The following is a 22,268-nucleotide window of genomic DNA, read 5'->3' as shown; positions in this document are numbered from 1 at the left end:
GACGATGCGCTGCCCGTTCTGCCGGCATGACGACACGCAGGTCGTGGACTCGCGCGTGTCCGAAGATGGCGCCGCGATCCGGCGGCGCCGTCGCTGCTCGGCTTGCGACAAGCGCTTCACGACGTACGAGCGGGTCGAGCTGTCCCTGCCGTTCGTCGTGAAGAAGGACGGCAGCCGCACGGAATTCGACCGTCGCAAGATCGTCGCCAGCATGCAACTCGCGCTGCGCAAGCGGCCGGTTGCTGCCGACGCGATCGACGCGGCGGTCGCCCGCATCGAGTATCAACTGCTCGCGACAGGCGAGCGCGAAGTGCGTAGCGAGAAGCTCGGCGAACTCGTGATGAACGAGTTGCGCGGCCTCGATACGATCGCTTATGTCCGCTTCGCATCGGTGTATCGCCGGTTCGAGGACGTTTCCGAATTTGCCGACGTGATCGAAGAGTTCCGTCGCGCCTCTCCCGCCAAGACTCCGCGTAAGCGCTGACGCGCTGCGTCCGTTCATCGTCTTCTCCGTTGGATCAGTTCGCGCCGATTGTGTCGGTCGCGATCGCATGCCGCCAGTCGGCCGTTCGGCAAATGGCGCGCGTCCGCACGCGTCGCTACAGTCGTCGCATCACCTTGGCGAAGGACGGCTGCGATGGGACTGCACGCTTTACCCCTGAAAAATGTGTTGCGCCGCTCGGGCGGGTTCACGCTCGTCGAGCTGATGGTCGCCCTCTCGCTGGCGGCCGGGCTCGCGCTCCATGCGGCGCCCGCGTTCGATCAGTGGCGCATGCGTGAACGTGTGGATGCACGCTCGCGCGCGCTGCTCGGCGCGCTGTCGTTTGCACGTACCGAGGCGATGCGCCTCGGCGTGCGCGTCACGCTGTGCAGGGCCGGGAGCGGCGGCGCCTGTTTGCGTGCGGGTGAACGGTGCGATCCGGCCGAATGGTCGTGCGACTGGATCGTCAGCGGGCAGGTCGACGGGCAGTCACGCGTGCTGAGGCGCTATCCGCGCGATGCCGAAGTGGCCGTCGCGGGTGCGGCGCACGATCTCGCGTTTGCGCCGCCGGTCGGTCAGGCAATCGGTGGTATCCGGCGGTTCGAATTGAGTCCACGACGCGACATATCGGAGGCTGACGCCACACGTGCGTCGCGTTGCGTGCGGATTGCGGCAGGCGGCCGGGCGCGGGTTGTCGCCGGCCGCTGCGACGCGGCGTGAGTGTCATGATGCGCAACGCAATGCGCGGCACGTCGCTGCTCGAAGCGATGCTGGCCGTCGCGCTCCTCGCGGCCGTAATGCTGGCCGTGGCGGGCAGCCAGCTTGCGATGGCGCGTGCGCAGCGCGCGACGATCTGGCGTGAGCGCGCGCTGTGGCTGGCTGATGCGCGTATCGAGCGCTTGCACGTAGCCGCGCAGGCTGACGACGGCCTCGCGGCGCGGGCCGCAGCGTCGCTGCCCGGCGGCGCGATGATGCGTGGCGATGGGCCGGGTGGCGTCAGCTACGCGGTTGTCGGCTGGCGCGGCGGTCATTCGGCTAGCGGACCGCGATGCGATGCGACGGGCAGGCCGGCGCAGCCGCCGTCTTGCGTCCGGATTCCGTATCGGGAGACTGACGCCGATGAACGCTGATCGCCGCATGCGTGCGCATACGCTGCTTGAAGTATTGATTGCGATGACCGTCGGTCTGCTCGTGCTCGCGGCGGCCGTTGCGCTGCTCCACGCGCAGCGCATCGCCCAGCGGCGTGCGGACGACGGGTTCCGGATGCGCGATGCGGCCGGCACCGCACTGATGCTGATCGGCCAGCAGATCCAGATGGCAGGATTCCGGCCGCTCGATGCAGGGGGCGTGTCGTCGTTGCCGCCGGTGTTCGGCTGTTCGATGGCGCGTGTGAGGGGAAGTGGCGCGGAAGTACGGTGCGAGCCCGTGCGCGCTGCATCGGACGCGCTGCTGATCCGGTATGTCGGCGACGCCGTGTCGACGTGGCCCACCGTTAGCGGCCAGGTGCCGGATTGCCTCGGGCAGGGTATTGGCGGGGCCGGCGAACGTGCGCCGGTGGAGAACCGCTTCGATGTGCACGTTAGTCCGTCGACGGGCGAGCCCGAACTGTATTGCGAAGGAAACGGCCGTCCGGGCACGCCACAGCCGGTCGTGTCGGGAATCGATCAGTTGCGGGTGCGCTATCTTCGTCGCGGCGGCACGCAGTTCGTCGATGCCGATGCCATGCGCGTCGACGACTGGCACGAGGTCGTGGCCGTGCATGTCTGCGTGCGGGCGCGCGGTGAACCGTCGGGCGAGCCGGTGCGGCACGTCGACTGCGATGGCCGCACCGTCGTTGCACAAGACGGCCGCGCGCGCATGACGCTCGATCGCATCGTCGCATTGAGGAATGTCGCGGGCGCATTCGACGATACGCCGCGCGATGCAACGGATGACCGCGAGGTGCTGCGATGAACGGAGCGGGGCGGCACGTGCCGCAGCGGTCGGCATGCGTCGCGGCAGGCAACCCGCATGAGCGTGTCGCGACAAGTGGCGAAGACCTGCGGCGGGCTGCGGGTGCGGAGGCCCTGGCGTCGAGACGGCGAGCGTTGCACATGCGCTTGCGGTCAACCATCTGCGATCGGCGTCGCGAAGCGGGCCTTGCATTGCCTGCGGTGATCGCGGTTGGCGCGGCGGTTGCGGCGCTGACAGGCACGTGGTTCGAAGCTGCACTGACGGAATCGCGCCGCACGCGCGCGTTGTCCGATCGGCTGGTCGCATTTCACGCGGCCGATGCCGCGCTTGCCGCGTGCACCGCGCGATTGCGCCGGGGCTCGGCGCCCTACGTAAGCGAAGGCGAGTCGCACGCGGAGCCCGACGCGTGGCGGCGCACGCCGGCGCTGGCGGCGGCCGAAGCGTTCGCGCCGTTCGCAGGATGGCCGACGGTCGTGCAACCGCCGCGATGCCTGATCGAAGCGTGGCGTGGGGCCGGGCCGGCCGATGCCCGTGCGTACGTGGTCACCGCGCGCGGTGTCGGTGCGCATGCATCGAGCGCCGTCTGGCTGCAGCATCAGGTCGCGATCCGCGACGGACACATCGTCGCCTTGCGCTGGCGTCACGTCGCGACGGTGCTTCGATGAGCGGTCGCCCATCCATGCAACGCTCGGCGGGATTCACGCTGATCGAGCTGATGATCGTGCTCGCGATCGTCGCGGTGCTGGCCGGATGGGGCATCCCGTCGTATCGCGAGCATGTGGCGCGCGCTCATCGCGCATCGGCAGTCGCCGCGCTGTACCGGGCGGCCCAATATCTCGAAACACTGGAGGGGGTGCCGCCTTCGGCATTGCCCGCAGCACTCGCGCAAGCGCCGCCGGACGGGCGCGCGGTCTATCGTCTGGCGCTCCGGCGGCCGGACGGCGACGATTCGCCCGTGAGCTATGAGCTGGAAGCCATTCCGCTCGACACCGGCCCGATGCACGGCGATGCATGCGGCGCATTCACGCTGCGCTCGGACGGGACGAAGGGCAATGTCCGAAGTGATGCCGTCGACGAACCGGTCGCCGCGTGCTGGGGTGTGCGTTGAGTTCGAATGAAAGGCGCGCCACGGCGGATGGCCGTGCGCGCAGGATGGCGACGATCAGTCGTCGTGCGCGTCGAGCCCGCGCTCGTCGCGGGACGCCTTCCAGATCCGGTAGACCTCCCATGCAGCGAAACCGAGGGTGCCCCACTTCAGCGCGGGCCCCGCGCTCGCGCGCAGCAGCGAGCGAACGGGTTTGGCGAGCACGAGCGATGCGAGCGAACTCAGCATCGGATACTGGTTGACGAGCTGGCCGAGGCTTGCGTTCAGGTTCTTGGCGGACTGGCTGAACTTGTTGCTGGACAGGCCGGGGATGAACACCTTGAGCCAGCTGAAGCGCGTGACGGCCTGGCGCATTTCGCCGGCGGCTTCCGCGAGTTCGAGCCGCTCGACTTCGGATCGCAGGATCAGCAGTTCCTTGCGGAGCGCGCGATGCTGCGACGCGCTCCAGTTCGATCGCGACGAATGGGAGCGGGGGGAATTGCCCGTGACGTTCTGGCTCATGGCGCGTCGGCGAAGTAGGTGGGAGGGGTGAGCGCGACTGCGTTCACGGCTTGCCGCGGAACAGTTCGCGGTCTTTCTCGAGTTCGGCGAGCGTCGCCTCGAATACGGTCGGCGCGTCGCGCAGGCCCGAACGGGCTTTCAGTGCGCACGCGATCCCGCCTGCGGCATAGAGCGCGGTGATCGCCGCGAGCGACTGCCAGCGGTAGGTATCCCAGAACGCGATCGCGACGAGTACGGTCAGGCTGATGAGTGCCATCGTCGCGAGCATCATCGCGGCGAGCCCGAGGAACAGCACGCCCATCAGGCGCTCCTTCTCCTCGGCAAGCTCGATGCCCACCAGTTCGAGGCGCGTTTGCAAAAGCCCGATCGCGGAGCCGACGAGGCGGCGCAGCGGTCCTTGGCCGGACGGCTGCGAGGTGGTGTCTGTCGTCATGGGTGAGGTGCGTGCGCGTGCAGTGTGCAGCTAGGACAAAGCCGGCCGGCGGAAACCGCCGGCTGGCTTCGACGCCCGCAGGCCGCGTGAAGCGGCCCGCGGGACGGAACGACGCAGGGCGCGTTACTTGCGGTTGATCAGCAGGCCGATCAGCACGCCAACGCCGGCGGCGACGCCGATCGACGTCCACGGATGCTCGTGCACGTAATCGTCGGTCGCGCGTGCGGCCTTCTTGCCTTTCTCGACCACGACGACCTGGACGTCGGCTGCCTTTTCCTTGGCCTGCTTCAGGCGCGACATGGCTTTCTCGCGCAGCTCGGCCGCACGGTCGCCCGTGCTGCTCGCAGCTTGCTTGAGCAGGTCTTCGGCGTCCGAGAGAACGGTTTTGATATCCGACATCAGTTTCTCCTTGTTGATTTCCGACATTGCAACTCCCTTCATGCTGTCATGCTGCAGGTTCACATCGTAGCGAAACGCCTGCCTGCTGGCGAGCCGGGAAGACACACGACGGCAGTGCAAGACCGCATGGTAAACGACTTGTAATGATCAACAGAGCGGCAAACGGGGTGAAAAGTTTCCCGCAGGGCTGCCCGCGCTGCACCGACACCGGGCAAAAATGACAAAAAAGTATGAATATCAAACGGAATAATCGTTCGCATGCCCCATTGCTTCCCGTAAGCTGACACACTTTCCCGCGCCGACCCGGGCGCGGTTTCAACCAGCATCGTTCGAGGAGGGAACATCATGAGTCTGCGTCTTGGCGACATCGCACCGGATTTCGAGCAGGAATCGAGCCTGGGTCCGATCAAGTTTCACGAGTGGCTGGGTGACGGCTGGGGTGTCCTGTTCTCCCATCCGGCCGACTACACGCCGGTATGCACGACCGAACTCGGGCTGACCTCGAAGCTGAAGGGCGAATTCGAGAAGCGCAACGTGAAGGTGATCGCGCTGTCGGTCGACGGCGTCGAATCGCACAAGGGCTGGATCAACGACATCAACGAAACGCAGTCGACGGTCGTCGGCTTCCCGATCATCGCCGATGCGGACCGCAAGGTTTCGCAGCTGTACGACATGATCCACCCGAACGCGAACGAAACGCTGACGGTGCGTTCGCTGTTCGTGATCGACCCGAACAAGAAGGTGCGGCTCATCATCACGTATCCGGCCAGCACGGGGCGCAACTTCGACGAAGTGCTGCGCGTGATCGATTCGCTGCAACTGACCGACAACTACAAGGTCGCGACGCCCGGCAACTGGAAGGATGGCGATGATGTCGTGATCGTGCCGTCGCTGCAGGATCCGGAAGAGCTGAAGAAGCGCTTCCCGAAGGGCTTCAAAGCAGTGCGTCCGTATCTGCGCCTCACGCCGCAGCCGAACAAGTAAGCATCTGCGGCACGTGAACGCGTACCGGGCCGCCGGCCCGGAGTGCGTTTCCGATGAAAAACGGCCCGCCCGGCAGTGATGCCGGGCGGGCCGTGTCGTTTATGCGTGCGCGGCGCGGCATGGCTGCCGGGCGCGCCGCATCCGGCCGGTCAGAAGAACGCCTGGATGCCCGTCTGCGCACGGCCGAGGATCAGCGCGTGGATGTCGTGCGTGCCTTCGTACGTGTTGACCACTTCGAGGTTCACGAGGTGGCGCGCGACGCCGAATTCGTCGGAGATGCCGTTGCCGCCGAGCATGTCGCGCGCGAGCCGGGCGATGTCGAGCGCCTTGCCGCACGAGTTGCGCTTCATGATCGACGTGATCTCGACGGCCGCCGTGCCTTCGTCCTTCATCCGGCCGAGGCGCAGCACGCCTTGCAGGCCGAGCGTGATTTCGGTCTGCATGTCCGCGAGCTTCTTCTGGATCAGCTGGTTCGCGGCGAGCGGGCGGCCGAACTGCTGGCGGTCGAGCACGTACTGGCGCGCGGTGTGCCAGCACGATTCGGCGGCGCCCAGCGCGCCCCACGCGATCCCGTAGCGGGCCGAGTTCAGGCACGTGAACGGGCCGCGCAGGCCGCTCACGTTCGGCATCAGGTTCTCTTCCGGTACGAACACCTCGTCGAGGACGATTTCGCCGGTGATCGATGCGCGCAGCCCGACCTTGCCGTGGATCGCGGGCGCCGACAGGCCCTTCCAGCCCTTCTCGAGGATGAAGCCGCGGATCGCGTCCTTGCCGTTCTCCTCGAGCTTCGCCCATACGACGAACACGTCGGCGATCGGCGAGTTCGTGATCCACATCTTCGCGCCGGACAGCGAGTAGCCGCCGGGCACCTTCTTCGCGCGGGTGACCATGCTGCCCGGGTCGGAGCCATGGTTCGGCTCGGTCAGCCCGAAGCAGCCGATCCATTCACCGGTCGCGAGTTTCGGCAGGTATTTCTGCTTCTGCGCGTCGGAGCCGAATTCGTAAATCGGCACCATCACGAGCGACGACTGGACGGACATCATCGACCGGTAGCCCGAATCGACGCGTTCGACTTCGCGCGCGATCAGTCCGTAGCTCACGTAATTGAGGCCGGGGCCGCCGTATTCCTCGGGAATCGTCGGGCCGAGTAGGCCGACTTCGCCCATCTCGCGGAAGATTTCGGCGTCGGTGCGCTCGTGGCGGAACGCCTCGGTGACGCGCGGGGCGAGCTTGTCCTGCGCATACGCCTGCGCCGCGTCGCGCACCATCCGCTCTTCTTCGGTCAGTTGCTGGTCGAGCAGCAGCGGATCGTCCCAATGAAAAGTTGCAGCACTCATCGTCTCATCTCCTGTCGGGCAGAGTTGGCGCTTCAGCGCTTACTCTGGCCCCATGCTTAGCGGTCGGTCCGGTCTTCCAGCCGGGCCCCATGCCAAAAGTTCGCTTGACTGGCGTTCCGCTGTGCGGAACAATGTTTTGCAAATCGAACCCAGTGTAGCACCAGATGACACTTTCAACCATCGACGAAACCACGATTGACGAGCGCAAGTTCGTCGTCGCGCTCGCGCGCGGGCTCGACCTGCTGCGCGCATTCCGGCCCGGCGAGACGATGCTCGGCAACCGCGACTTCGCGGAGCGCACCGGGCTGCCGAAGGCGACCGTGAACCGGCTCGCCTATACGCTGACCGTGCTCGGCTACCTGCGCTACGACGAGACGCTCGGAAAGTATGCGCTCGACGCCGGCGTGCTGTCGCTCGGCTACGCGCTGCTGTCCGGCTCGGGGACGCTCGACCTCGCGCGGCCGCACATGCAGGCGCTCGCGCGCGACATCGGCGCGGCCGTGTCGCTCGGCTGCCGCGACGGGCTCGACATGATCTATCTGGAGACGATCCGCAGCGAGACCGCGCTGACGCTCGGGCTCGCGCCCGGCTCGCGGCTGTCGATGCTGACGAGCTCGATGGGGCGCGCGTACCTGGCTGTGCAACCGGAGGACGTGCGCCGCGCGCTCTATGCGGAGCTGCACCGCGCGGCCGGCGGTGCGGCCGACGCCGATGCGCTCGTCGCCGCCGCGCAGCATGCGGTGGCCGAGTTCTCGGCGGGCGGTTGCTGTTATTCGTTCCGGGCGTGGCACATGGACGTCAATGCGGCGGCCGTGCCGTTTCGCGAGCCGCGCGAGGGGCGCTGGCTGATCCTGAGCTGCAGCGGCCCCGCATCGTCGATGGACGAGGAGGTGTTTCGCACGCAGGTCGGGCCGAAGCTGAAGGCGCTCGCGCAGCGGCTCGGGCAGACGGCCTGAGAAACGCGGCGCGCGTTGCCCTCGCACCGCAACCGCGTGGTCGCCGGTGAAGGTGAGGGGGATGGTGACGGCGGATGGCGGCTGCCGCTGTCTCTTGTGCCGCGCCCGAACCGCGCTCATCATCGATCGCCAGCTTCCCGACGACGAGGTCTGCGATGTCTCACCCGGAATCCATGGAAGGCGGATGCGCGTGCGGCGCAATCCGCTACCGTATCGCCCAAGTCCCGACCGACGCCGGCTTCTGCCACTGCCGGCTCTGCCAGCGCACGACCGGTGCGGCGGTCGTCGCATCGGCATCGGTGCCGATCGACGCGTTCGAATACTTGCAGGGCGAACCGACCGTCTACGCGTCGAGCGCGTGGGGCGAGCGGCGCTTCTGCGGCCGTTGCGGCGCGCAGCTCGAATACCGGCTGATCGACGCGCCGAAAACGGTCGAGATCAATTACGCCACGCTCGATGAGCCGTCGCGGCTACGGCCGGCCTGGCACGTCTGGTATGGGGATCGTTTCCCGGGCATCGAGATCGACGACGATCTGCCCAAGTACGACGATGGCGGAAGCGCGTAGGCGGTAACCGTCTGCACTGACGGGCAGGCGTCGAGCCGCGGGTCGCGCACGGCCACCCGATCGCTTCATCCTGCTTCAAGCGGCGCTACACCCTCGCCGCGCATCCGGCGCGCCGCTCTACGCGTGCGCCGGCTACCTCATCCGTTCAGGCCGTCACGACCTTCGCGAACACCGGCCCCTGCATGAACCGCACGTCGTGCTGGCGCAGCAGCTCGCACTGCGTTTCGTCGACGACACCGTCGAAGATCAGCGGAATCCGCACGCGCTGCGCATACGCGACGAGCGCCTTGACCATCCCGTCGCGCAACGCGATGCCCGCATCCATCTTGATGTAGTCGGGGCGCGCCATGTCCGATTCGACCGCGAGGATGCGGCCCGGGTCGGGCAGCTTGTCCGCCACCTTGAAGCCATGATGCTGATAGCTGCGTGTCAGGTAGCCGAGGAAGGTCTTGTGCGCGACCGCGACCGCCGGCAGCTCGATCACGATCCGCTCGGTCGGCAGCCCGAAGCGCTGCAGCACCGACGAGAAATGCTTGCCGTGGTCGTACTTCACGCTTTTCAGCAGGCGTTCGTGCACGCGCAGGAACAACAGCCCGTGGCGCTGGGCGCCGAAGAAATTGATCGCGTGCAGCGCGCGCGACAGGCGGTCGATCGCCACGAGCGTCTGGTCGTCGACGGCCGAGTCGACCGGATCGTGCGGCGCGCCCGTGACGACCGTCACGGCCTGGAAGCCGAGCTCGTCGCCATAGCGCTCGATGGCGTCGGCGAACGACGTCGATTGCGGCGCGCCCGGCATCGTCACGTCGTAGATCGGTTCGTAGGCGCTGCCGAGCGTGCGCTCGGGCAGGTTCGCGCTTGCGGTGCCGCCATCGGCGAGCGCGAGGTGATCCCGCAGATACGGCAGTTGCCCGGCACGGGCGACCAGCTCGGGAATGGTGGGCGGAATCATCGGCGTAAGAAGGAAAAACGGCGGCCGAACGGGCCGCCTCGTAGCTTGATATTAGCAGTGCCGGCCAAGGTCGGCTCGGCGTTTCACTTATATGGTTATCCCGTCTCCGAGCCTTCGCCTAGGGTTTACGTTGATTTCACTATTCGTAATTGGTTTTACTATTCGTAAATCCAGAATTTGTCGCCGATCAAGAAATGCGGCAGGCGGGCGCCGCGAAACGGCGCCGTTCGCGAATCAACAGGAAGCAAGGAGCGAGACGTGGCGGTTGACAGGAATGGCACGCGGGACGGCGGCGCGGCGCGCCGGCAGGCGACGGGCGGGATGACGGGCGAGCCGGCGCCCGCCCGGCAGGGTTGAGGGGCGGACGGCGACCATGAGCATCGATTACCAGACGCTGAAGTTCGAATACCGTCCGCGTGCGCAGGACGCGACCGTTCACCCGGTGATCGTCGTCGGCGCGGGCCCGGTGGGTCTCGCGGCGGCGATCGACCTCGCGCAGCAGGGCGTGCCCGTCGTGCTGCTCGACGACGACGACACGCTGTCCACCGGCTCGCGCGCGATCTGCTTCGCGAAGCGCACGCTCGAGATCTTCGACCGGCTCGGCTGCGGCGAGCGCTTCGTCGACAAGGGCGTCAGCTGGCACGTCGGCAAGGTGTTCCTGCAGGACGAGCAGCTGTACGCATTCGACCTGCTGCCCGAGGAAGGGCATGCGCGCCCCGCGTTCATCAACCTGCAGCAGTACTACGTCGAAGGTTATCTGGCCGACCGCGCGTTCGAGCTGCCGAACATCGATATCCGCTGGAAGCACAAGGTGACGGGCATCGAGCAGGCGGCCGAACACGCGGTGCTGACGATCGAGACGCCGGAAGGCATCGCGACGCTGCGCGCGCAGTACGTGATCGCGGCCGACGGCTCGCGCAGCCCGATGCGCACGATGATGGGCCTCGAAAGCCGCGGGCGCACGTTCAAGGACCGCTTCCTGATCGCCGACGTGAAGATGAAGGCGGAGTTTCCGACCGAGCGCTGGTTCTGGTTCGACCCGCCGTTCCACCCCAATCAGTCGGTGCTGCTGCATCGCCAGCCCGACAACGTGTGGCGCATCGACTTCCAGCTCGGCTGGGATGCCGATCCGGTCGCCGAGAAGCAGCCGGAGCGCGTGATCCCGCGCGTGCGCGCGCTGCTCGGGCCGGACGTCGAGTTCGAGCTCGAATGGGTGAGCGTCTATACGTTCCGCTGCCAGCGGATGGATACGTTCCGCCACGGCCGCGTGCTGTTCGCGGGCGACTCCGCGCACGGCGTGTCGCCGTTCGGCGCGCGCGGCGCGAACAGCGGCGTGCAGGACGCCGACAACCTCGCCTGGAAGCTGAAGCTCGTGCTCGACGGCCGTTCGGCTGACAGCCTGCTCGATACGTATGCGAGCGAGCGCGAGTTCGCCGCAGACGAGAACATCCGCAACTCGACGCGCTCGACGGACTTCATCACGCCGAAAAGCCCGGTGTCGCGCGTATTCCGCGACGCGACGCTGAAGCTCGCGCGCGACTGCGAGTTCGCGCGCAAGCTCGTGAACAGCGGCCGCCTGTCGGTGCCGGCGGTGCTGGCCGATTCGCCGCTGAACACGCCGGACCGCAATGGCGACGCATTCGCGGGCGCGATGCGCCCGGGCGCGGCGGCAGCCGATGCGCCGGTGCGTGCGCAGGGCGCGTCGGGCTGGCTGCTCCAGCATCTGGGCAGCGGCTTCACCGGCGTGCTGTTCGGGCTGCCGGGCGATGCGGGCGCGCTCGCGCAGGCGCTCGACGGCCTCGCGCTGCCGGTGCGGCCCGTGCTCGTCGTGCCGGCCGGGCACGCGCAGCCGGTCGCGGGTGTCGACGTCGTGGAGGACGTCGACGGTTTCGCCGCGCAACGCTACGACGCGAAGCCCGGCACGTTCTACCTGCTGCGCCCCGACCAGCATGTCTGCGCCCGCATGCGCACGCTCGAGCGTCAGGCGCTTTCCGACGCACTGGCGCGCGCGACCTGCGCACGCTGAATACGATAAAGACACCGGAGACTCCGTCATGCCCTCACTCGACACCCGCCCTCGCCTGGCCGACCCGGACGCGTTCTACGAAGCGCTGATCGACATGCATCGCGACCTGTCCGACGCCGACAGCCAGCTCGTCAACGCGAAGCTGATCCTGCTGCTCGCGAACCAGATCGGCGACGCCGACGTGCTGCGCGAAGCGATGGCGCTCGCGCGCCAGGGCGTGACGCCGCCCGTGCATCCGGCCGCCGAGGTCGCGCAATGAGCGCGGCGCCGGCCGACGCACGCGTGCTCGAAGTCGAGCACGTGATCGACGAGACCCATCGCCCGGGCTTTCACTGGATGCTGCTCGTGTTGTGCGGGCTGTGCCTCGTGATCGACGGGTTCGATGCGCAGGCGATGGGCTACGTCGCCCCGAGCGTGATTGCCGAATGGGGCGTGCCGAAACAGGCGCTCGGGCCGGTGTTCAGCGCGAGCCTGTTCGGGATGCTGCTCGGCGCGCTCGGGCTGTCGGTGCTGGCCGACCGGATCGGGCGGCGCCCGGTGCTGATCGGCTCGACGCTGTTCTTCGCGGTGACGATGCTCGCGACGCCGTTCGCGGGTTCGATCCCGGTGCTGATGGCGCTGCGCTTCGTCACGGGCCTCGGCCTCGGCTGCATCATGCCGAACGCGATGGCGCTGGTCGGCGAGTTCAGCCCGGCCGCGCATCGCGTGAAGCGGATGATGATCGTGTCGTGCGGCTTCACGCTCGGCGCGGCGCTCGGCGGCTTCATCAGCGCCGCGCTGATTCCGGCGCTCGGCTGGCGCTCGGTGTTCTTCGTCGGCGGCGCGGTGCCGCTCGTGCTCACGATCGCGATGGTCGCGCGGCTGCCCGAATCGCTGCAGTTTCTGGTGCTGAAAGGGCGCGTCGCGCAGGCGCGCGACTGGCTCGCGGGTTTCGCGCCGCAGGCCGGCATCGATGCGCACACGCGGCTCGTCGTGCGCGAGCGGGCCGCGACCGGCGCACCGGTCGCCGAGCTGTTCAGCCATGGCCGCCTGCCGGTCACGCTGCTGCTGTGGGCGATCAGCTTCATGAACCTGATCGACCTGTATTTCCTGTCGAACTGGCTGCCGACGGTGATGCGCGATGCCGGTTATTCGCCGGGTACGGCCGTGATCGTCGGCACGGTGCTGCAGACCGGCGGCGTGATCGGCACGCTGTCGCTCGGCTGGTTCATCGAACGCTACGGCTTCGTGCGCGTGCTGTTCGCCTGCTTTGCGTGCGCCGCGGTGTCGGTCGGGCTGATCGGCTCGGTCGCGCATGCGCTGCCGTGGCTGCTGGTGGTCGTGTTCGCGGGCGGGTTCTGCGTGGTCGGCGGGCAGCCGGCCGTGAACGCGCTCGCGGGCCAGTATTACCCGACGTCGCTGCGCTCGACGGGCATCGGCTGGAGCCTCGGCATCGGCCGGATCGGCTCGGTGCTCGGGCCGCTCGTCGGCGGGCAACTGATTGCGCTCAACTGGTCGAACGGCGCGCTGTTCCACGCGGCCGCGGTGCCCGTGCTGTGCTCGGCGCTGTTCGTCCTCGGGCTTGCGGGCGTAACGCGGCGCAACGGCGTGCAGGCGCCGACCGCCGCCACGAATTGAGGGAGAAAGGAAACGATGACGCTTGACCTGTCGAAACCGGCAAACGCCGGCTACCTGAGCGGTTTCGCGAACGAATTCGCGACCGAGGCACTGCCCGGCGCGCTGCCGCACGGCCGCAACTCGCCGCAGCGCGCGCCGTACGGGCTGTATGCGGAGCAACTGTCGGGCACCGCGTTTACCGCGCCGCGTGGCCACAACCGCCGCTCGTGGCTGTACCGCATTCGCCCGGCGGCCGTGCATCGGCCGTTCGAGCCGTACGCGGGCCCGCAGCGGCTCGTGTCGGAATTCGGCGACTCGGCCGACGTGCCGCCGACGCCGCCGAACCAGCTGCGCTGGGACCCGCTGCCGATGCCGGTCGAGCCGACCGATTTCGTCGAAGGGCTGGTGACGATGGCCGGCAACGGGTCGGCCGCCGCGATGAACGGTTGCGCGATCCACCTGTACGCGGCGAACCGCTCGATGCAGGACCGCTTTTTCTACAGCGCGGACGGCGAACTGCTGATCGTGCCGCAGCAGGGGCGCCTGTTCATCGCGACGGAATTCGGCCGGCTCGACGTCGAGCCGTTCGAGATCGCGGTGATCCCGCGCGGCGTGCGTTTTTCCGTCGCGCTGCCGGACGGCAATGCGCGCGGCTACATCTGCGAAAACTTCGGCGCGCTGCTGCGTCTGCCGGACCTCGGCCCGATCGGCTCGAACGGTCTCGCGAACCCGCGCGACTTCCTGACGCCGCAGGCCGCTTACGAAGACCGCGAAGGCGCGTTCGAGCTGATCGCGAAGCTGAACGGCCGGTTGTGGCGCGCGGACATCGGCCATTCGCCGCTCGACGTCGTTGCGTGGCACGGCAACTACGCGCCGTACAAATACGACCTGCGCCTGTTCAACACGATCGGCTCGATCAGCTACGACCATCCCGATCCGTCGATCTTCCTGGTGCTGCAGTCGCAGAGCGACACGCCGGGCGTCGACACGATCGACTTCGTGATCTTCCCGCCGCGCTGGCTCGCGGCCGAGGATACGTTCCGCCCGCCCTGGTTCCACCGCAACGTCGCGAGCGAGTTCATGGGGCTCGTGCACGGCGCGTACGACGCGAAGGCCGAAGGCTTCGTGCCGGGCGGCGCGAGCCTGCACAACTGCATGTCGGGCCACGGGCCCGACGCGGACACGTTCGAGAAGGCGTCCGCGAGCGATACGAGCAAGCCGCACAAGGTCGACGCGACGATGGCGTTCATGTTCGAAACCCGCACGCTGATCCGGCCGACGCGCTACGCGCTCGACACCGCGCAGCTGCAGGCCGACTACTTCGAATGCTGGCAAGGCATCAGGAAACACTTCAACCCGGAGCAAAGATGAGCGATACCCAAGACTGGCGCGCGACGCTCGACCCGGCCCGCAAGAGCTGGGTCGAGACGGCGAACGATCCCGCCTGCGATTTCCCGATCCAGAACCTGCCGTTCGGGATCTTCAGCGATGCGAAGCAGACGGCGCGCCGCGCCGGCGTCGCGCTCGGCGACCGGATCGTCGATCTTGCCGCGCTCGCACGCGCGGGCCTCGTGACGCTGCCGGCCGGCGCCGACGTGTTCGCCGCGCCGACGCTCAATCCGTTCATCGCGCTCGGCCGCGACGCATGGCGCAGCGTGCGCGTGCAGCTGTCGGACCTGTTCTCGCGCGACAACCCGCGGCTGCGTGACGATGCGGCGCTGCGCGCGCAGGTGCTCGTCGCGCAGCGCGACGCGACGCTGCATCTGCCGGTCGAGATTCCCGGCTACACCGATTTCTATTCGTCGAAGGAGCATGCGACCAACGTCGGTTCGATGTTCCGCGATCCGAAGAACGCGCTGCTGCCGAACTGGTCGGAGATGCCGATCGGCTACAACGGCCGTGCGTCGTCGGTGGTCGTGAGCGGCACGCCGGTGCGGCGCCCGAACGGGCAACTGAAGCTGCCCGACCAGGAGCGTCCGGTGTTCGGCGCGTGCCGCAAGCTCGACATCGAACTGGAGACGGGCTTCATCGTCGGCCGCGGCAATGCGCTCGGCGAGCCGATCGCGTGCGAGGACGCGGAAGCACATATCTTCGGGATGGTGCTGCTGAACGACTGGAGCGCGCGCGACATCCAGCAGTGGGAATACGTGCCGCTCGGCCCGTTCAACGCGAAGACGTTCGCGACGACGATCTCGCCGTGGATCGTCACGCTCGATGCGCTCGAACCGTTCCGCGTCGCGCAGCCCGAGCAGTCGCCGCAGCCGCTCGCGTATCTGCGGCATGCGGGCAAGCATGCGTTCGACATCGCGCTCGAAGTGACGCTGCGCGCGGAAGGGGCGGCGGAGGCGACGTCGATCTGCCGCACGAATTTCAGGCACATGTACTGGACGATGGCGCAGCAGCTCGCGCATCACACGGTGGCCGGCTGCAACACGCGCGTGGGCGACCTGATGGGTTCGGGCACGATCAGCGGGCCGACGAAGGATTCGTTCGGCAGCCTGCTCGAACTGACGTGGAACGGCAAGGAGCCGGTTGCGCTGAACGGCGGCGGCAGTCGCGCATTCATCGAGGACGGCGACGAGCTCACGCTCGCCGGATGGTGCCAGGGCGACGGCTATCGCGTCGGCTTCGGCACGTGTGCCGGCAAGATCCTGCCCGCGCGGAGCGCGTGACGAGGCGCGGCGCGACACGCAACAAGTCGTCCGGAAGGACAGGGCGGCCCGCATTGCGCGGGCCGTTTTCGTTTGGCAGGCCGGGGGCGGCGCGTGTGCGTCCGTGTGGGGCGCCGAGTGCGAGCGTCAATGTTTGCGTCTGCGTTTGCAACATCGACATCGACATCGACAGCGCCGATATCAGACCGCGCGCTGCAACGCGGCGCGGCGCTCCCACAGCGCGGCCGCGACGAACGCGGCGACACAGACGACCAGCACGCCGACCAGCGCGTTGCTGCCCAGTTGCTCCATCAACGCGCCGGCGACCAGCGGGCCGCCGAAGCTCGCGGCGCTCCACGATGCCGACACGAGCGAACTCGCGGTGACGAGCGCCGCGCCGCGGAAGCGTTCGCCGCACGCGACGAGCGACAGCGTGTAGATGCTGCCGGCCGCCGCGCCGAGCACGAACAGCAGCGGCCAGCACAGCCACGGGTTCGCGATGACGAGCGGCAGCAGCGGCAGGCCGGCCAGCACGATCCAGCCCGCACCGAGGTGCACGCGTTCGCGGCCGAGCTTGTCCGCGAGCCAGCCGATCGGGAACTGCATCGCGGTATCGCCGAACAGCATGATCGACGCGAGCAGCACGGCGGTGGCGCTCGCGACGCCGTGATCCATTGCGTAGAGCGGCAGCAGCGACAGCGCGAGCGTATCGAACAGGGCGAAGAACCCGGTGCCGATGATCAGCGCGGGCATGCGCGGCAGCACGTCGAGCCAGCGGCCGTGGGCTTCGTGATGCGCGTCGTCGCCGGCGAGCGGCGCGCGCCGGATCGTCGCGAGCGTCGGCAGCGCGAGCAGGAACAGCGCGCCGCACAGCGCGAAGCGGATGCTCGTCGCACCGGCGATCTGGCTCACCAGCACGGGGCCCGCCATCTGGAACAGCGTGAAATTGGTCGCATAGATCGCGACGACGCGGCCGCGCGTCGAATCGTCGGCGAGCTGGTTGACCCACGCCTCGCCGATCGTGAACAGCAGCATCAGCGCGGCGCCGCACAGCACGCGCAGCGCACCCCACAGGATCAGGTTCGACGTGAACTGCATCAGCGCCGTGGCTGCCGCGAGCAGCACGACCGATACGACGATCGCGCGGCGCGAGCCGATGTGGCGCGCGAGCGCGGTGACGAACGGGACGATCGCGAGGCCGCCGAGGGCCTGCGCGGCGGTCAGCATGCCGACGACGTTGGTGCCGTGCCCGGCCTCGGTCAGCGCGAGCGCGGTGAGCGGCAGCGTGGCGCCGGTGCCGAGGCCGACGACCGCGACGCTCAGGATCAGCGCGAGGAAATCGCGATTGAGAATGGCTTTCATCGGCCGGGATGCTACACCGCGGACCTTGAAAGGTCCATGAAGGCCATCAGGTTCGAATGGTGTTGCTGGCGTTGCGCGCGCAACGAATGCGCGCGGGGCGGCGTTACACGTATTCGGTCGGCACGGTCACCGGGCGGCGTTCGAGCGACGCCGACCACAGCGTGAGCGCCAGCGCGGCGACGGCCATCGCGACGCCGACCCACGGCAGGCTCACGAGCGACACGCCGGAGCCGATCGCCATCCCGCCGAGCCAGGCGCCGGTTGCGTTGCCGAGGTTGAACGCGCCCTGGTTCAGCGTCGATGCGAGGTTCGGCGCATCGCTTGCGCGGTCGACGATCAGGATCTGCAGCGGCGGCACGATCGCGAACGCGAGGATGCCCCACACGAAGATCGTCGCGAGCGCGGCGAACGGCAGGTGCATCGTGCCCGCGAACAGCGCGAGAACCACGCCGATCAGCGCGAGCGTCGCGATCAGCGACGGCATCCGGCGCCAGTCGGCGAGCTTGCCGCCGAGCGTGCCGCCCACCGTCAGCCCGAGGCCGAACAGCAGCAGCACGTAGGTGACCTGGCGCGGGGAGAAGCCCGTCACGTCCTCGAGGATCGGCGTGATGTACGTGAACACGCTGAACAGGCTTGCCGACGCGAGCACGCTGATGCCGAGCACCATCAGCACCTGCGGGTGCTTCAGCACGCTGAATTCGCGCGTGATGCTGGTGTCGGGCATCGCGAGGTTCCTCGGCAGGCACACCGCGAGCGCGGCGGCCGCGGCGATGCCGATGCCGGTGACGGCCCAGAACGTCGCGCGCCAGCCGAATGCCTGGCCGAGCGCGGTGCCGAGCGGCACGCCGAGCACGTTCGCGAGCGTGAGGCCGGTGAACATCAGGGCGATCGCCTGTGCGCGGCGGTTCGGCGCGACGAGGTTGCTCGCGACCACCGAGCCGATCCCGAAGAACGCGCCGTGGCAGAACGCGGTGACGACGCGCGCGGCCATCAGCACCGCGTAGCCCGGTGCGATCGCGCAGAACAGGTTGCCCGCGATGAACAATCCGATCAGGCCCATCAGCGCGCGCTTGCGCGGCATCTTCGCGGTGACGATCGCGAGGATCGGCGCACCGATCGTCACGCCGAGCGCGTAACCCGACACGAGCATCCCGGCGGCCGGGATCGACACGCCGAGATCGCGCGCGACGTTGGGCAGCAGCCCCATGATCACGAATTCGGTGGTACCGATTCCAAATGCGGCGACGGCGAGGGCGAAAAGAGGTAAGGGCATCGCGGTGGGCTCGGGAAAAGCCGCCGCTCGGGCTGGCGCAGGATGCGCGGGACGGGCGGGCGGGAAGGCGAACGACAGCCGCGATTCTACTTCAGTGAAAACCCCTATGCTTGGGGCCAAAACGGATGTTGCCGGCGTGCGACGAGGCTGCGCGCGTGAAGCTCACAGTGTGGGATTCAACCGGGCTTGCCGCGGTGAATGTGCCGCGGTGCCGGCACGATGCCGGCGACCGCGTGCTCGTCAGGCGATGTGTTCGGGGGAGCCGTCGACGCCCGTGGTCGACGCGCCCGGTGTGCTTGCCGAGTCGGGGTCCGCTGTCGCGTCCGCGCGCGACGAAGGCGCGCCGGCGGCATCGATCGGGGCCGGATCGTCCCAGCCGTTTTCGAACAGGCACGCTTCGATCGGCATCCGCGCGGCCCAACGCTCCTGCTCGAGCATCGGCTTCGCATAGAACGCGTCGACGTGCCCGACGCACAGCACGGCGATCGGCTTCGCGCCGTCGGGCATGCGCAGCAGCGCGCGCAGCGCGTCGACGTCGAACAGCGAGACCCAGCCCATTCCGAGCCCTTCGGCGCGGGCCGCGAGCCACATGTTCTGGATCGCGCACGCGGCGGATGCGAGATCCATTTCCGGCAGCGTGCGGCGGCCGAACACGTGACGCTCGCGGCCGTCGGCGAGCGCGACGATCAGCAACTCGCCGCATTCGCGCACGCCTTCGACTTTCAGCCGCATGAATTCGTCCTGGCGCTCGCCGAGTGCGTCGGCGGTCGCGCGGCGCTCGGCCTCGACCAGCGCGTGGATCGCGGTGCGCAGCGCGGGATCGGTGATGCGGATGAAGCGCCACGGCTGCATGAAGCCGACGCTCGGCGCGTGATGCGCCGCGCGCAGCAGGCGCGCGAGCACGGCGGGATCGACAGGCGCCGGCGTGAAGTGGCGCATGTCGCGCCGTTCGAAAATGGCGCGGTAGACGGCGGCGATGTCGGAGTCGTCGAAACGCATGAGCGGGAGGGGCGGGATAACGTCGGCGCAACGATAGCAGACGGCGCACCGGAATCGTTACATCAGTCGAAACAAAGCGCGAAATTGTTGATGAAACGCGCTTCGTTTGCGGCGACGGCCACAAGCAAACGATTGCGGTGGCGCCGGCAACCGTCAAATGAGCCGTTTTCGTCGGTTTGTCAGCGATTCGCTGTCACGACGTTCTGCGGCGTGCCCGCATGCCACGCCTCGATGTTCAGCAGCGTCGTGTGCGCGATCTCGGCCAGCGCTTCGCGCGTGAAGAACGCCTGGTGGGACGTGACGATCACGTTGGGGAACGTCAGCAGGCGGGCGAGCACGTCGTCCTGCAGCGGCAGGTCGGAGTGATCCTCGAAGAAGAGCCCGCTTTCCTCTTCGTACACGTCGAGCCCGAGATGGCCGAGCTGGCCGCTCTTGAGCGCATCGACCAGCGCCTGCGCATCGACGAGGCCGCCGCGCCCGGTGTTGATCAGCATCGCGCCATGCTTCATCCGCGCGAGCGTCCGTTCGTTGATCAGGTGGTGCGTCGACGGCAGCAGCGGGCAGTGCAGGCTGACGATGTCGGCGTGGTGCAGCAGCTCGTCGAGCTCGACATAACGCGCGCCGAACGCGATCAGTTCGTCGTTGTACGGCGGCACCGAGTGCGCGAGCACATGCATCCCGAAGCCCATCATGATCTTCGCGAACACGCTGCCGATGATGCCGGTACCGATCACGCCGACGGTCTTGCCGTGCAAGTCGAAGCCGAGCAGGCCGTTCAGCGAGAAGTCGCCTTCGCGGGTGCGCGCGACCGCGCGCGGCAGGCGGCGGTTGAGCGCGAGGATCAGCGCGACCGCGTGCTCGGCCACCGCGTGCGGCGAATAGGCGGGCACGCGCACGACCGTGATGCCGAGCCGCTCGGCGGCGGCCAGGTCGACATGGTTGAAGCCCGCCGAGCGCAGCGCGATCAGGCGCGTGCCGCCGTCGGCCAGCCGTTCGAGCACGGCCGCGTCGACGGTGTCGTTGACGAACGGGCAGACGACCTCATAGCCGTGCGCGAGGATCGCGGTTTCCGCGTCGAGGTGCGACGGCTGGAAGTGCAGCCGATAGCCGAACTGCCGGTTGGCGGCAGCGAACGAATCGTCGTCGTACTGCCGGCTGCTGAACAGGATCACGCGCACGCTGCACCTCCGAAGGCTGACGCGCGCAGTTTACTGCAGGCCCGTGACGATGTCGGAGCGGTCGGGCCCGCGCGGCGGCCGCAGGAAGCCGTAGTCGGTTCGTTCGCGGGCCGGCTGCGCACTGAAGTGGTCGAGCGCGTGCTCGACGAAGCTGCGCGTGCGGGCCGGTACGTACTGGCGGTTCGGGTAGACGAGCGACAGTTGCGTGTCGGGATCGTCGATCCGGTAGCCGGCCATGAGCCGCACGAGCGTGCCGTTCGCGAGCGCGTCGGCGACGCACGGCTCGGGCAGCACCGCGATGCCGGCCCCGGCCACGGCGGCCGCCTGGACGAGCGCGAGCTGGTTGACCGTGCAGGTCGGGCGCACCGTGACGGAATGCGCGATGCCGTCGTGGCCGACCAGTTGCCACGCGGGCGCATGCTGGTGCGATGCGAGCGTGACCCAGTCGTGGCCCGGCAGGTCGTCGGGCAAGCGCGGCTCGCCGCGTCGCTCGAGATAGGCCGGTGCCGCGCACGCGACGAACGGGTTCGGCGCGAGCGCGTGGCCGATCAGCGTCGGGTTGCCGTCGAGCCGGTTGCCCGTGACGATGCCGACGTCGTAACCCGAATCGAGCACGTCGAGCGGCCCCTCGGAGACGGTCAGCTGCACGCGCAACTCGGGGTAGCGGTGCCGGAAGCTGCTGACGAGCGGCGTCAGTGCAAGCGGCGACAGCAGGCCCGACGCGACGACGCGCAGCGTGCCGGCCGGTTCGCGCACGGCATGCGCGACGGACGATTCGAGGTGGTCGAATTCCTCGAGCAGCGCACGGCACCCGTCGAGGTAGCGCACGCCGGCCTCGGTAAGCGACAGGTTGCGCGTGGTGCGGTGGATCAGCCGTGTGTTCAGGTGGCCCTCGAGCATCGCGATCGAACGCGTGACGAGGGCATTGGACACGCCGAGATGGTGCGCCGCGCGCCGGAAGCTCTGCTGCTCGGCGACGCAGACGAATACACGCATGGTCTGAATCTGGTTCATGGCTTGCGTATTTCTGGCCCGGTTGATTGATTATGGTTGATGCTTTTCGCCGCGCAACCTCGAAAGCGTATCGCGCGGCACCCAGTTTTCCTTCGTATCGAAAAATCGTTTTTTTCGATTCCGCAGACGATTGTTCAATACAGAAGCGATATCCGTCAACCTGAGAAAAGGGGCGGGTTGCGGAAAATCGAAATAGGGAGTAACGCGTTAAACGCGGTGCTGTATCGATGCCTGCCGTTCAAAGACGGCAGGGTATTAGAGTAAGCGCGGTTGTTCGGGTATTTCCTATTTTAATCAATGAGTTGTATGCAATTCTGGCGTGCTTGTTCCGGTATTGACGGGAAGCGTGCCCCAATACATGCGGAAGTAATGGATGTTTTTTGGGGCCGCACGTCTGTTTTGCGTGCAGGATTCCGTGAAGCGATTTTTAGGGCGGATTCGGTCTATTTTTTTGATACAGAAGTCGCGTTGAACCGGCGGTTTCGACGATTCGTTGTGTTATTGA

At 67.8% G+C, this 22,268-nt stretch carries 24 protein-coding genes; 14 read left to right on the top strand and 10 right to left on the bottom strand.

From position 1 onward, the window contains the following. The first annotated feature begins 4 nt into the window (after positions 1-4). The 6 genes from nrdR (at position 5) to ABIC51_RS12250 (ending at position 3,542) form a co-directional block, all read left to right on the top strand. Positions 5-484, top strand: a complete 480-nt coding sequence (gene nrdR, locus ABIC51_RS12275) for a transcriptional regulator NrdR (RefSeq protein WP_006476792.1) — start codon at positions 5-7, stop codon at positions 482-484. A 153-nt stretch (positions 485-637) separates the two neighbouring features. Next, positions 638-1,201: a GspH/FimT family pseudopilin gene (locus ABIC51_RS12270; protein ID WP_060084034.1), complete on the top strand. Its 564-nt coding sequence runs from the start codon at positions 638-640 to the stop codon at positions 1,199-1,201. A 5-nt stretch (positions 1,202-1,206) separates the two neighbouring features. Further along, a complete protein-coding gene (locus tag ABIC51_RS12265) occupies positions 1,207-1,611 on the top strand; it encodes a hypothetical protein (protein WP_226212724.1) in 405 nt (134 codons plus the stop codon). Further along, a complete protein-coding gene (locus ABIC51_RS12260; protein ID WP_175897892.1) occupies positions 1,601-2,434 on the top strand; it encodes a PilW family protein in 834 nt (277 codons plus the stop codon). Before ABIC51_RS12265 ends, ABIC51_RS12260 begins: the two co-directional genes overlap by 11 nt. 140 nt (positions 2,435-2,574) lie before the next feature. Next, positions 2,575-3,099, top strand: a complete 525-nt coding sequence (locus ABIC51_RS12255; RefSeq protein WP_175756261.1) for a hypothetical protein — start codon at positions 2,575-2,577, stop codon at positions 3,097-3,099. Further along, positions 3,096-3,542, top strand: coding sequence for a type IV pilin protein (locus ABIC51_RS12250; RefSeq protein WP_175897891.1), 447 nt, complete (start codon positions 3,096-3,098; stop codon positions 3,540-3,542). The genes ABIC51_RS12255 and ABIC51_RS12250 overlap by 4 nt, the downstream gene beginning before the upstream one ends. Positions 3,543-3,596: 54 nt before the next feature. On the opposite strand, the gene ABIC51_RS12245 is transcribed toward ABIC51_RS12250, so the two are convergent. The 3 genes from ABIC51_RS12245 to ABIC51_RS12235 form a co-directional block, all read right to left on the bottom strand. Continuing rightward, entirely contained in the window at positions 3,597-4,040 is a 444-nt protein-coding gene (locus ABIC51_RS12245; protein WP_027788257.1) for a DUF3318 domain-containing protein, read from the bottom strand. A gap of 43 nt (positions 4,041-4,083) precedes the next feature. Then, complete coding sequence (locus tag ABIC51_RS12240; RefSeq protein WP_021157159.1) at positions 4,084-4,473, bottom strand: phage holin family protein; 390 nt, start codon at positions 4,471-4,473, stop codon at positions 4,084-4,086. 123 nt (positions 4,474-4,596) lie between these two features. Next, positions 4,597-4,899 (bottom strand): ElaB/YgaM/YqjD family protein, encoded by a 303-nt coding sequence (locus ABIC51_RS12235; protein ID WP_006494044.1) that lies wholly within the window; start codon positions 4,897-4,899, stop codon positions 4,597-4,599. A gap of 318 nt (positions 4,900-5,217) precedes the next feature. On the opposite strand from ABIC51_RS12235, the gene ABIC51_RS12230 reads away from it, so the two are divergent. Then, positions 5,218-5,856 carry a peroxiredoxin gene (locus tag ABIC51_RS12230; RefSeq protein WP_021157158.1) on the top strand — a complete coding sequence of 213 codons (639 nt, stop codon included), beginning with the start codon at positions 5,218-5,220 and terminating at the stop codon, positions 5,854-5,856. 149 nt (positions 5,857-6,005) lie between these two features. On the opposite strand, the gene ABIC51_RS12225 is transcribed toward ABIC51_RS12230, so the two are convergent. Continuing rightward, positions 6,006-7,193 carry an acyl-CoA dehydrogenase gene (locus tag ABIC51_RS12225; protein WP_021157157.1) on the bottom strand — a complete coding sequence of 396 codons (1,188 nt, stop codon included), beginning with the start codon at positions 7,191-7,193 and terminating at the stop codon, positions 6,006-6,008. Positions 7,194-7,357: 164 nt separating this feature from the next. Here ABIC51_RS12225 and ABIC51_RS12220 point away from each other — a divergent pair, with 164 nt between their 5' ends. Then, complete coding sequence (locus ABIC51_RS12220) at positions 7,358-8,149, top strand: IclR family transcriptional regulator (protein ID WP_027788256.1); 792 nt, start codon at positions 7,358-7,360, stop codon at positions 8,147-8,149. A gap of 155 nt (positions 8,150-8,304) precedes the next feature. Next, a complete protein-coding gene (locus tag ABIC51_RS12215) occupies positions 8,305-8,715 on the top strand; it encodes a GFA family protein (protein WP_027788255.1) in 411 nt (136 codons plus the stop codon). 145 nt (positions 8,716-8,860) lie between these two features. On the opposite strand, the gene ABIC51_RS12210 is transcribed toward ABIC51_RS12215, so the two are convergent. Beyond that, positions 8,861-9,664, bottom strand: a complete 804-nt coding sequence (locus tag ABIC51_RS12210; protein ID WP_027788254.1) for an EAL domain-containing protein — start codon at positions 9,662-9,664, stop codon at positions 8,861-8,863. A gap of 373 nt (positions 9,665-10,037) precedes the next feature. On the opposite strand from ABIC51_RS12210, the gene ABIC51_RS12205 reads away from it, so the two are divergent. From ABIC51_RS12205 to fahA, 5 genes are read left to right on the top strand one after another with little or no spacing between them, the layout of a single operon-like run. Further along, positions 10,038-11,690 (top strand): FAD-dependent oxidoreductase, encoded by a 1,653-nt coding sequence (locus tag ABIC51_RS12205; RefSeq protein WP_354006494.1) that lies wholly within the window; start codon positions 10,038-10,040, stop codon positions 11,688-11,690. A gap of 28 nt (positions 11,691-11,718) precedes the next feature. After that, positions 11,719-11,949, top strand: a complete 231-nt coding sequence (locus tag ABIC51_RS12200; protein ID WP_021157152.1) for a DUF2783 domain-containing protein — start codon at positions 11,719-11,721, stop codon at positions 11,947-11,949. Next, positions 11,946-13,307: an MFS transporter gene (locus tag ABIC51_RS12195; RefSeq protein ID WP_060084026.1), complete on the top strand. Its 1,362-nt coding sequence runs from the start codon at positions 11,946-11,948 to the stop codon at positions 13,305-13,307. Before ABIC51_RS12200 ends, ABIC51_RS12195 begins: the two co-directional genes overlap by 4 nt. Before the next feature lie 15 nt (positions 13,308-13,322). Next, positions 13,323-14,657 carry a homogentisate 1,2-dioxygenase gene (gene hmgA / locus ABIC51_RS12190; protein WP_059698909.1) on the top strand — a complete coding sequence of 445 codons (1,335 nt, stop codon included), beginning with the start codon at positions 13,323-13,325 and terminating at the stop codon, positions 14,655-14,657. Further along, entirely contained in the window at positions 14,654-15,958 is a 1,305-nt protein-coding gene (gene fahA, locus ABIC51_RS12185) for a fumarylacetoacetase (protein ID WP_027788250.1), read from the top strand. The genes hmgA and fahA overlap by 4 nt, the downstream gene beginning before the upstream one ends. 180 nt (positions 15,959-16,138) lie before the next feature. Here the strand turns inward: fahA and ABIC51_RS12180 are convergent, their stop codons facing one another. The 5 genes from ABIC51_RS12180 to ABIC51_RS12160 all read right to left on the bottom strand — a co-directional run bounded on the left by ABIC51_RS12180 (position 16,139) and on the right by ABIC51_RS12160 (position 21,763). Beyond that, entirely contained in the window at positions 16,139-17,299 is a 1,161-nt protein-coding gene (locus tag ABIC51_RS12180; RefSeq protein ID WP_021157148.1) for an MFS transporter, read from the bottom strand. Between the two features lie 103 nt (positions 17,300-17,402). Then, positions 17,403-18,572, bottom strand: a complete 1,170-nt coding sequence (locus ABIC51_RS12175) for an MFS transporter (RefSeq protein ID WP_021157147.1) — start codon at positions 18,570-18,572, stop codon at positions 17,403-17,405. 240 nt (positions 18,573-18,812) lie between these two features. Next, the gene (bluB, locus tag ABIC51_RS12170) at positions 18,813-19,571 is read right to left on the bottom strand and encodes a 5,6-dimethylbenzimidazole synthase (protein ID WP_175897890.1); all 759 of its coding nucleotides are present in this window, start codon (positions 19,569-19,571) and stop codon (positions 18,813-18,815) included. Between the two features lie 179 nt (positions 19,572-19,750). Beyond that, complete coding sequence (locus ABIC51_RS12165) at positions 19,751-20,749, bottom strand: 2-hydroxyacid dehydrogenase (RefSeq protein WP_027788249.1); 999 nt, start codon at positions 20,747-20,749, stop codon at positions 19,751-19,753. 30 nt (positions 20,750-20,779) lie between these two features. Then, positions 20,780-21,763: a LysR family transcriptional regulator gene (locus ABIC51_RS12160; protein ID WP_049097407.1), complete on the bottom strand. Its 984-nt coding sequence runs from the start codon at positions 21,761-21,763 to the stop codon at positions 20,780-20,782. Positions 21,764-22,268 lie beyond the last annotated feature (505 nt).

The sequence above is a fragment of the Burkholderia sp. 572 genome (genome assembly GCF_040545135.1).
In the GTDB taxonomy this organism is placed as follows: domain Bacteria; phylum Pseudomonadota; class Gammaproteobacteria; order Burkholderiales; family Burkholderiaceae; genus Burkholderia; species Burkholderia cepacia.
Note: the sequence above shows the minus strand (reverse complement) of the source record. Positions and strands in the feature narration are given on the sequence as shown.

Excerpts from the sequence above, each read along its gene's own strand:
- ABIC51_RS12220 (WP_027788256.1), top strand. The coding sequence starts at position 7,358 with ATGACACTTTCAACCATCGACGAAACCACGATTGACGAGCGCAAGTTC.
- ABIC51_RS12235 (WP_006494044.1), bottom strand. The coding sequence starts at position 4,899 with ATGTCGGAAATCAACAAGGAGAAACTGATGTCGGATATCAAAACCGTT.
- ABIC51_RS12175 (WP_021157147.1), bottom strand. The coding sequence starts at position 18,572 with ATGCCCTTACCTCTTTTCGCCCTCGCCGTCGCCGCATTTGGAATCGGT.
- ABIC51_RS12230 (WP_021157158.1), top strand. The coding sequence starts at position 5,218 with ATGAGTCTGCGTCTTGGCGACATCGCACCGGATTTCGAGCAGGAATCG.
- ABIC51_RS12225 (WP_021157157.1), bottom strand. The coding sequence starts at position 7,193 with ATGAGTGCTGCAACTTTTCATTGGGACGATCCGCTGCTGCTCGACCAG.
- ABIC51_RS12250 (WP_175897891.1), top strand. The coding sequence starts at position 3,096 with ATGAGCGGTCGCCCATCCATGCAACGCTCGGCGGGATTCACGCTGATC.
- nrdR (WP_006476792.1), top strand. The coding sequence starts at position 5 with ATGCGCTGCCCGTTCTGCCGGCATGACGACACGCAGGTCGTGGACTCG.
- ABIC51_RS12270 (WP_060084034.1), top strand. The coding sequence starts at position 638 with ATGGGACTGCACGCTTTACCCCTGAAAAATGTGTTGCGCCGCTCGGGC.
- ABIC51_RS12255 (WP_175756261.1), top strand. The coding sequence starts at position 2,575 with ATGCGCTTGCGGTCAACCATCTGCGATCGGCGTCGCGAAGCGGGCCTT.
- ABIC51_RS12200 (WP_021157152.1), top strand. The coding sequence starts at position 11,719 with ATGCCCTCACTCGACACCCGCCCTCGCCTGGCCGACCCGGACGCGTTC.
- ABIC51_RS12240 (WP_021157159.1), bottom strand. The coding sequence starts at position 4,473 with ATGACGACAGACACCACCTCGCAGCCGTCCGGCCAAGGACCGCTGCGC.
- ABIC51_RS12260 (WP_175897892.1), top strand. The coding sequence starts at position 1,601 with ATGAACGCTGATCGCCGCATGCGTGCGCATACGCTGCTTGAAGTATTG.
- ABIC51_RS12215 (WP_027788255.1), top strand. The coding sequence starts at position 8,305 with ATGTCTCACCCGGAATCCATGGAAGGCGGATGCGCGTGCGGCGCAATC.
- ABIC51_RS12265 (WP_226212724.1), top strand. The coding sequence starts at position 1,207 with ATGATGCGCAACGCAATGCGCGGCACGTCGCTGCTCGAAGCGATGCTG.
- fahA (WP_027788250.1), top strand. The coding sequence starts at position 14,654 with ATGAGCGATACCCAAGACTGGCGCGCGACGCTCGACCCGGCCCGCAAG.
- ABIC51_RS12205 (WP_354006494.1), top strand. The coding sequence starts at position 10,038 with ATGAGCATCGATTACCAGACGCTGAAGTTCGAATACCGTCCGCGTGCG.
- ABIC51_RS12245 (WP_027788257.1), bottom strand. The coding sequence starts at position 4,040 with ATGAGCCAGAACGTCACGGGCAATTCCCCCCGCTCCCATTCGTCGCGA.
- hmgA (WP_059698909.1), top strand. The coding sequence starts at position 13,323 with ATGACGCTTGACCTGTCGAAACCGGCAAACGCCGGCTACCTGAGCGGT.
- ABIC51_RS12160 (WP_049097407.1), bottom strand. The coding sequence starts at position 21,763 with ATGAACCAGATTCAGACCATGCGTGTATTCGTCTGCGTCGCCGAGCAG.
- ABIC51_RS12180 (WP_021157148.1), bottom strand. The coding sequence starts at position 17,299 with ATGAAAGCCATTCTCAATCGCGATTTCCTCGCGCTGATCCTGAGCGTC.
- ABIC51_RS12210 (WP_027788254.1), bottom strand. The coding sequence starts at position 9,664 with ATGATTCCGCCCACCATTCCCGAGCTGGTCGCCCGTGCCGGGCAACTG.
- bluB (WP_175897890.1), bottom strand. The coding sequence starts at position 19,571 with ATGCGTTTCGACGACTCCGACATCGCCGCCGTCTACCGCGCCATTTTC.
- ABIC51_RS12195 (WP_060084026.1), top strand. The coding sequence starts at position 11,946 with ATGAGCGCGGCGCCGGCCGACGCACGCGTGCTCGAAGTCGAGCACGTG.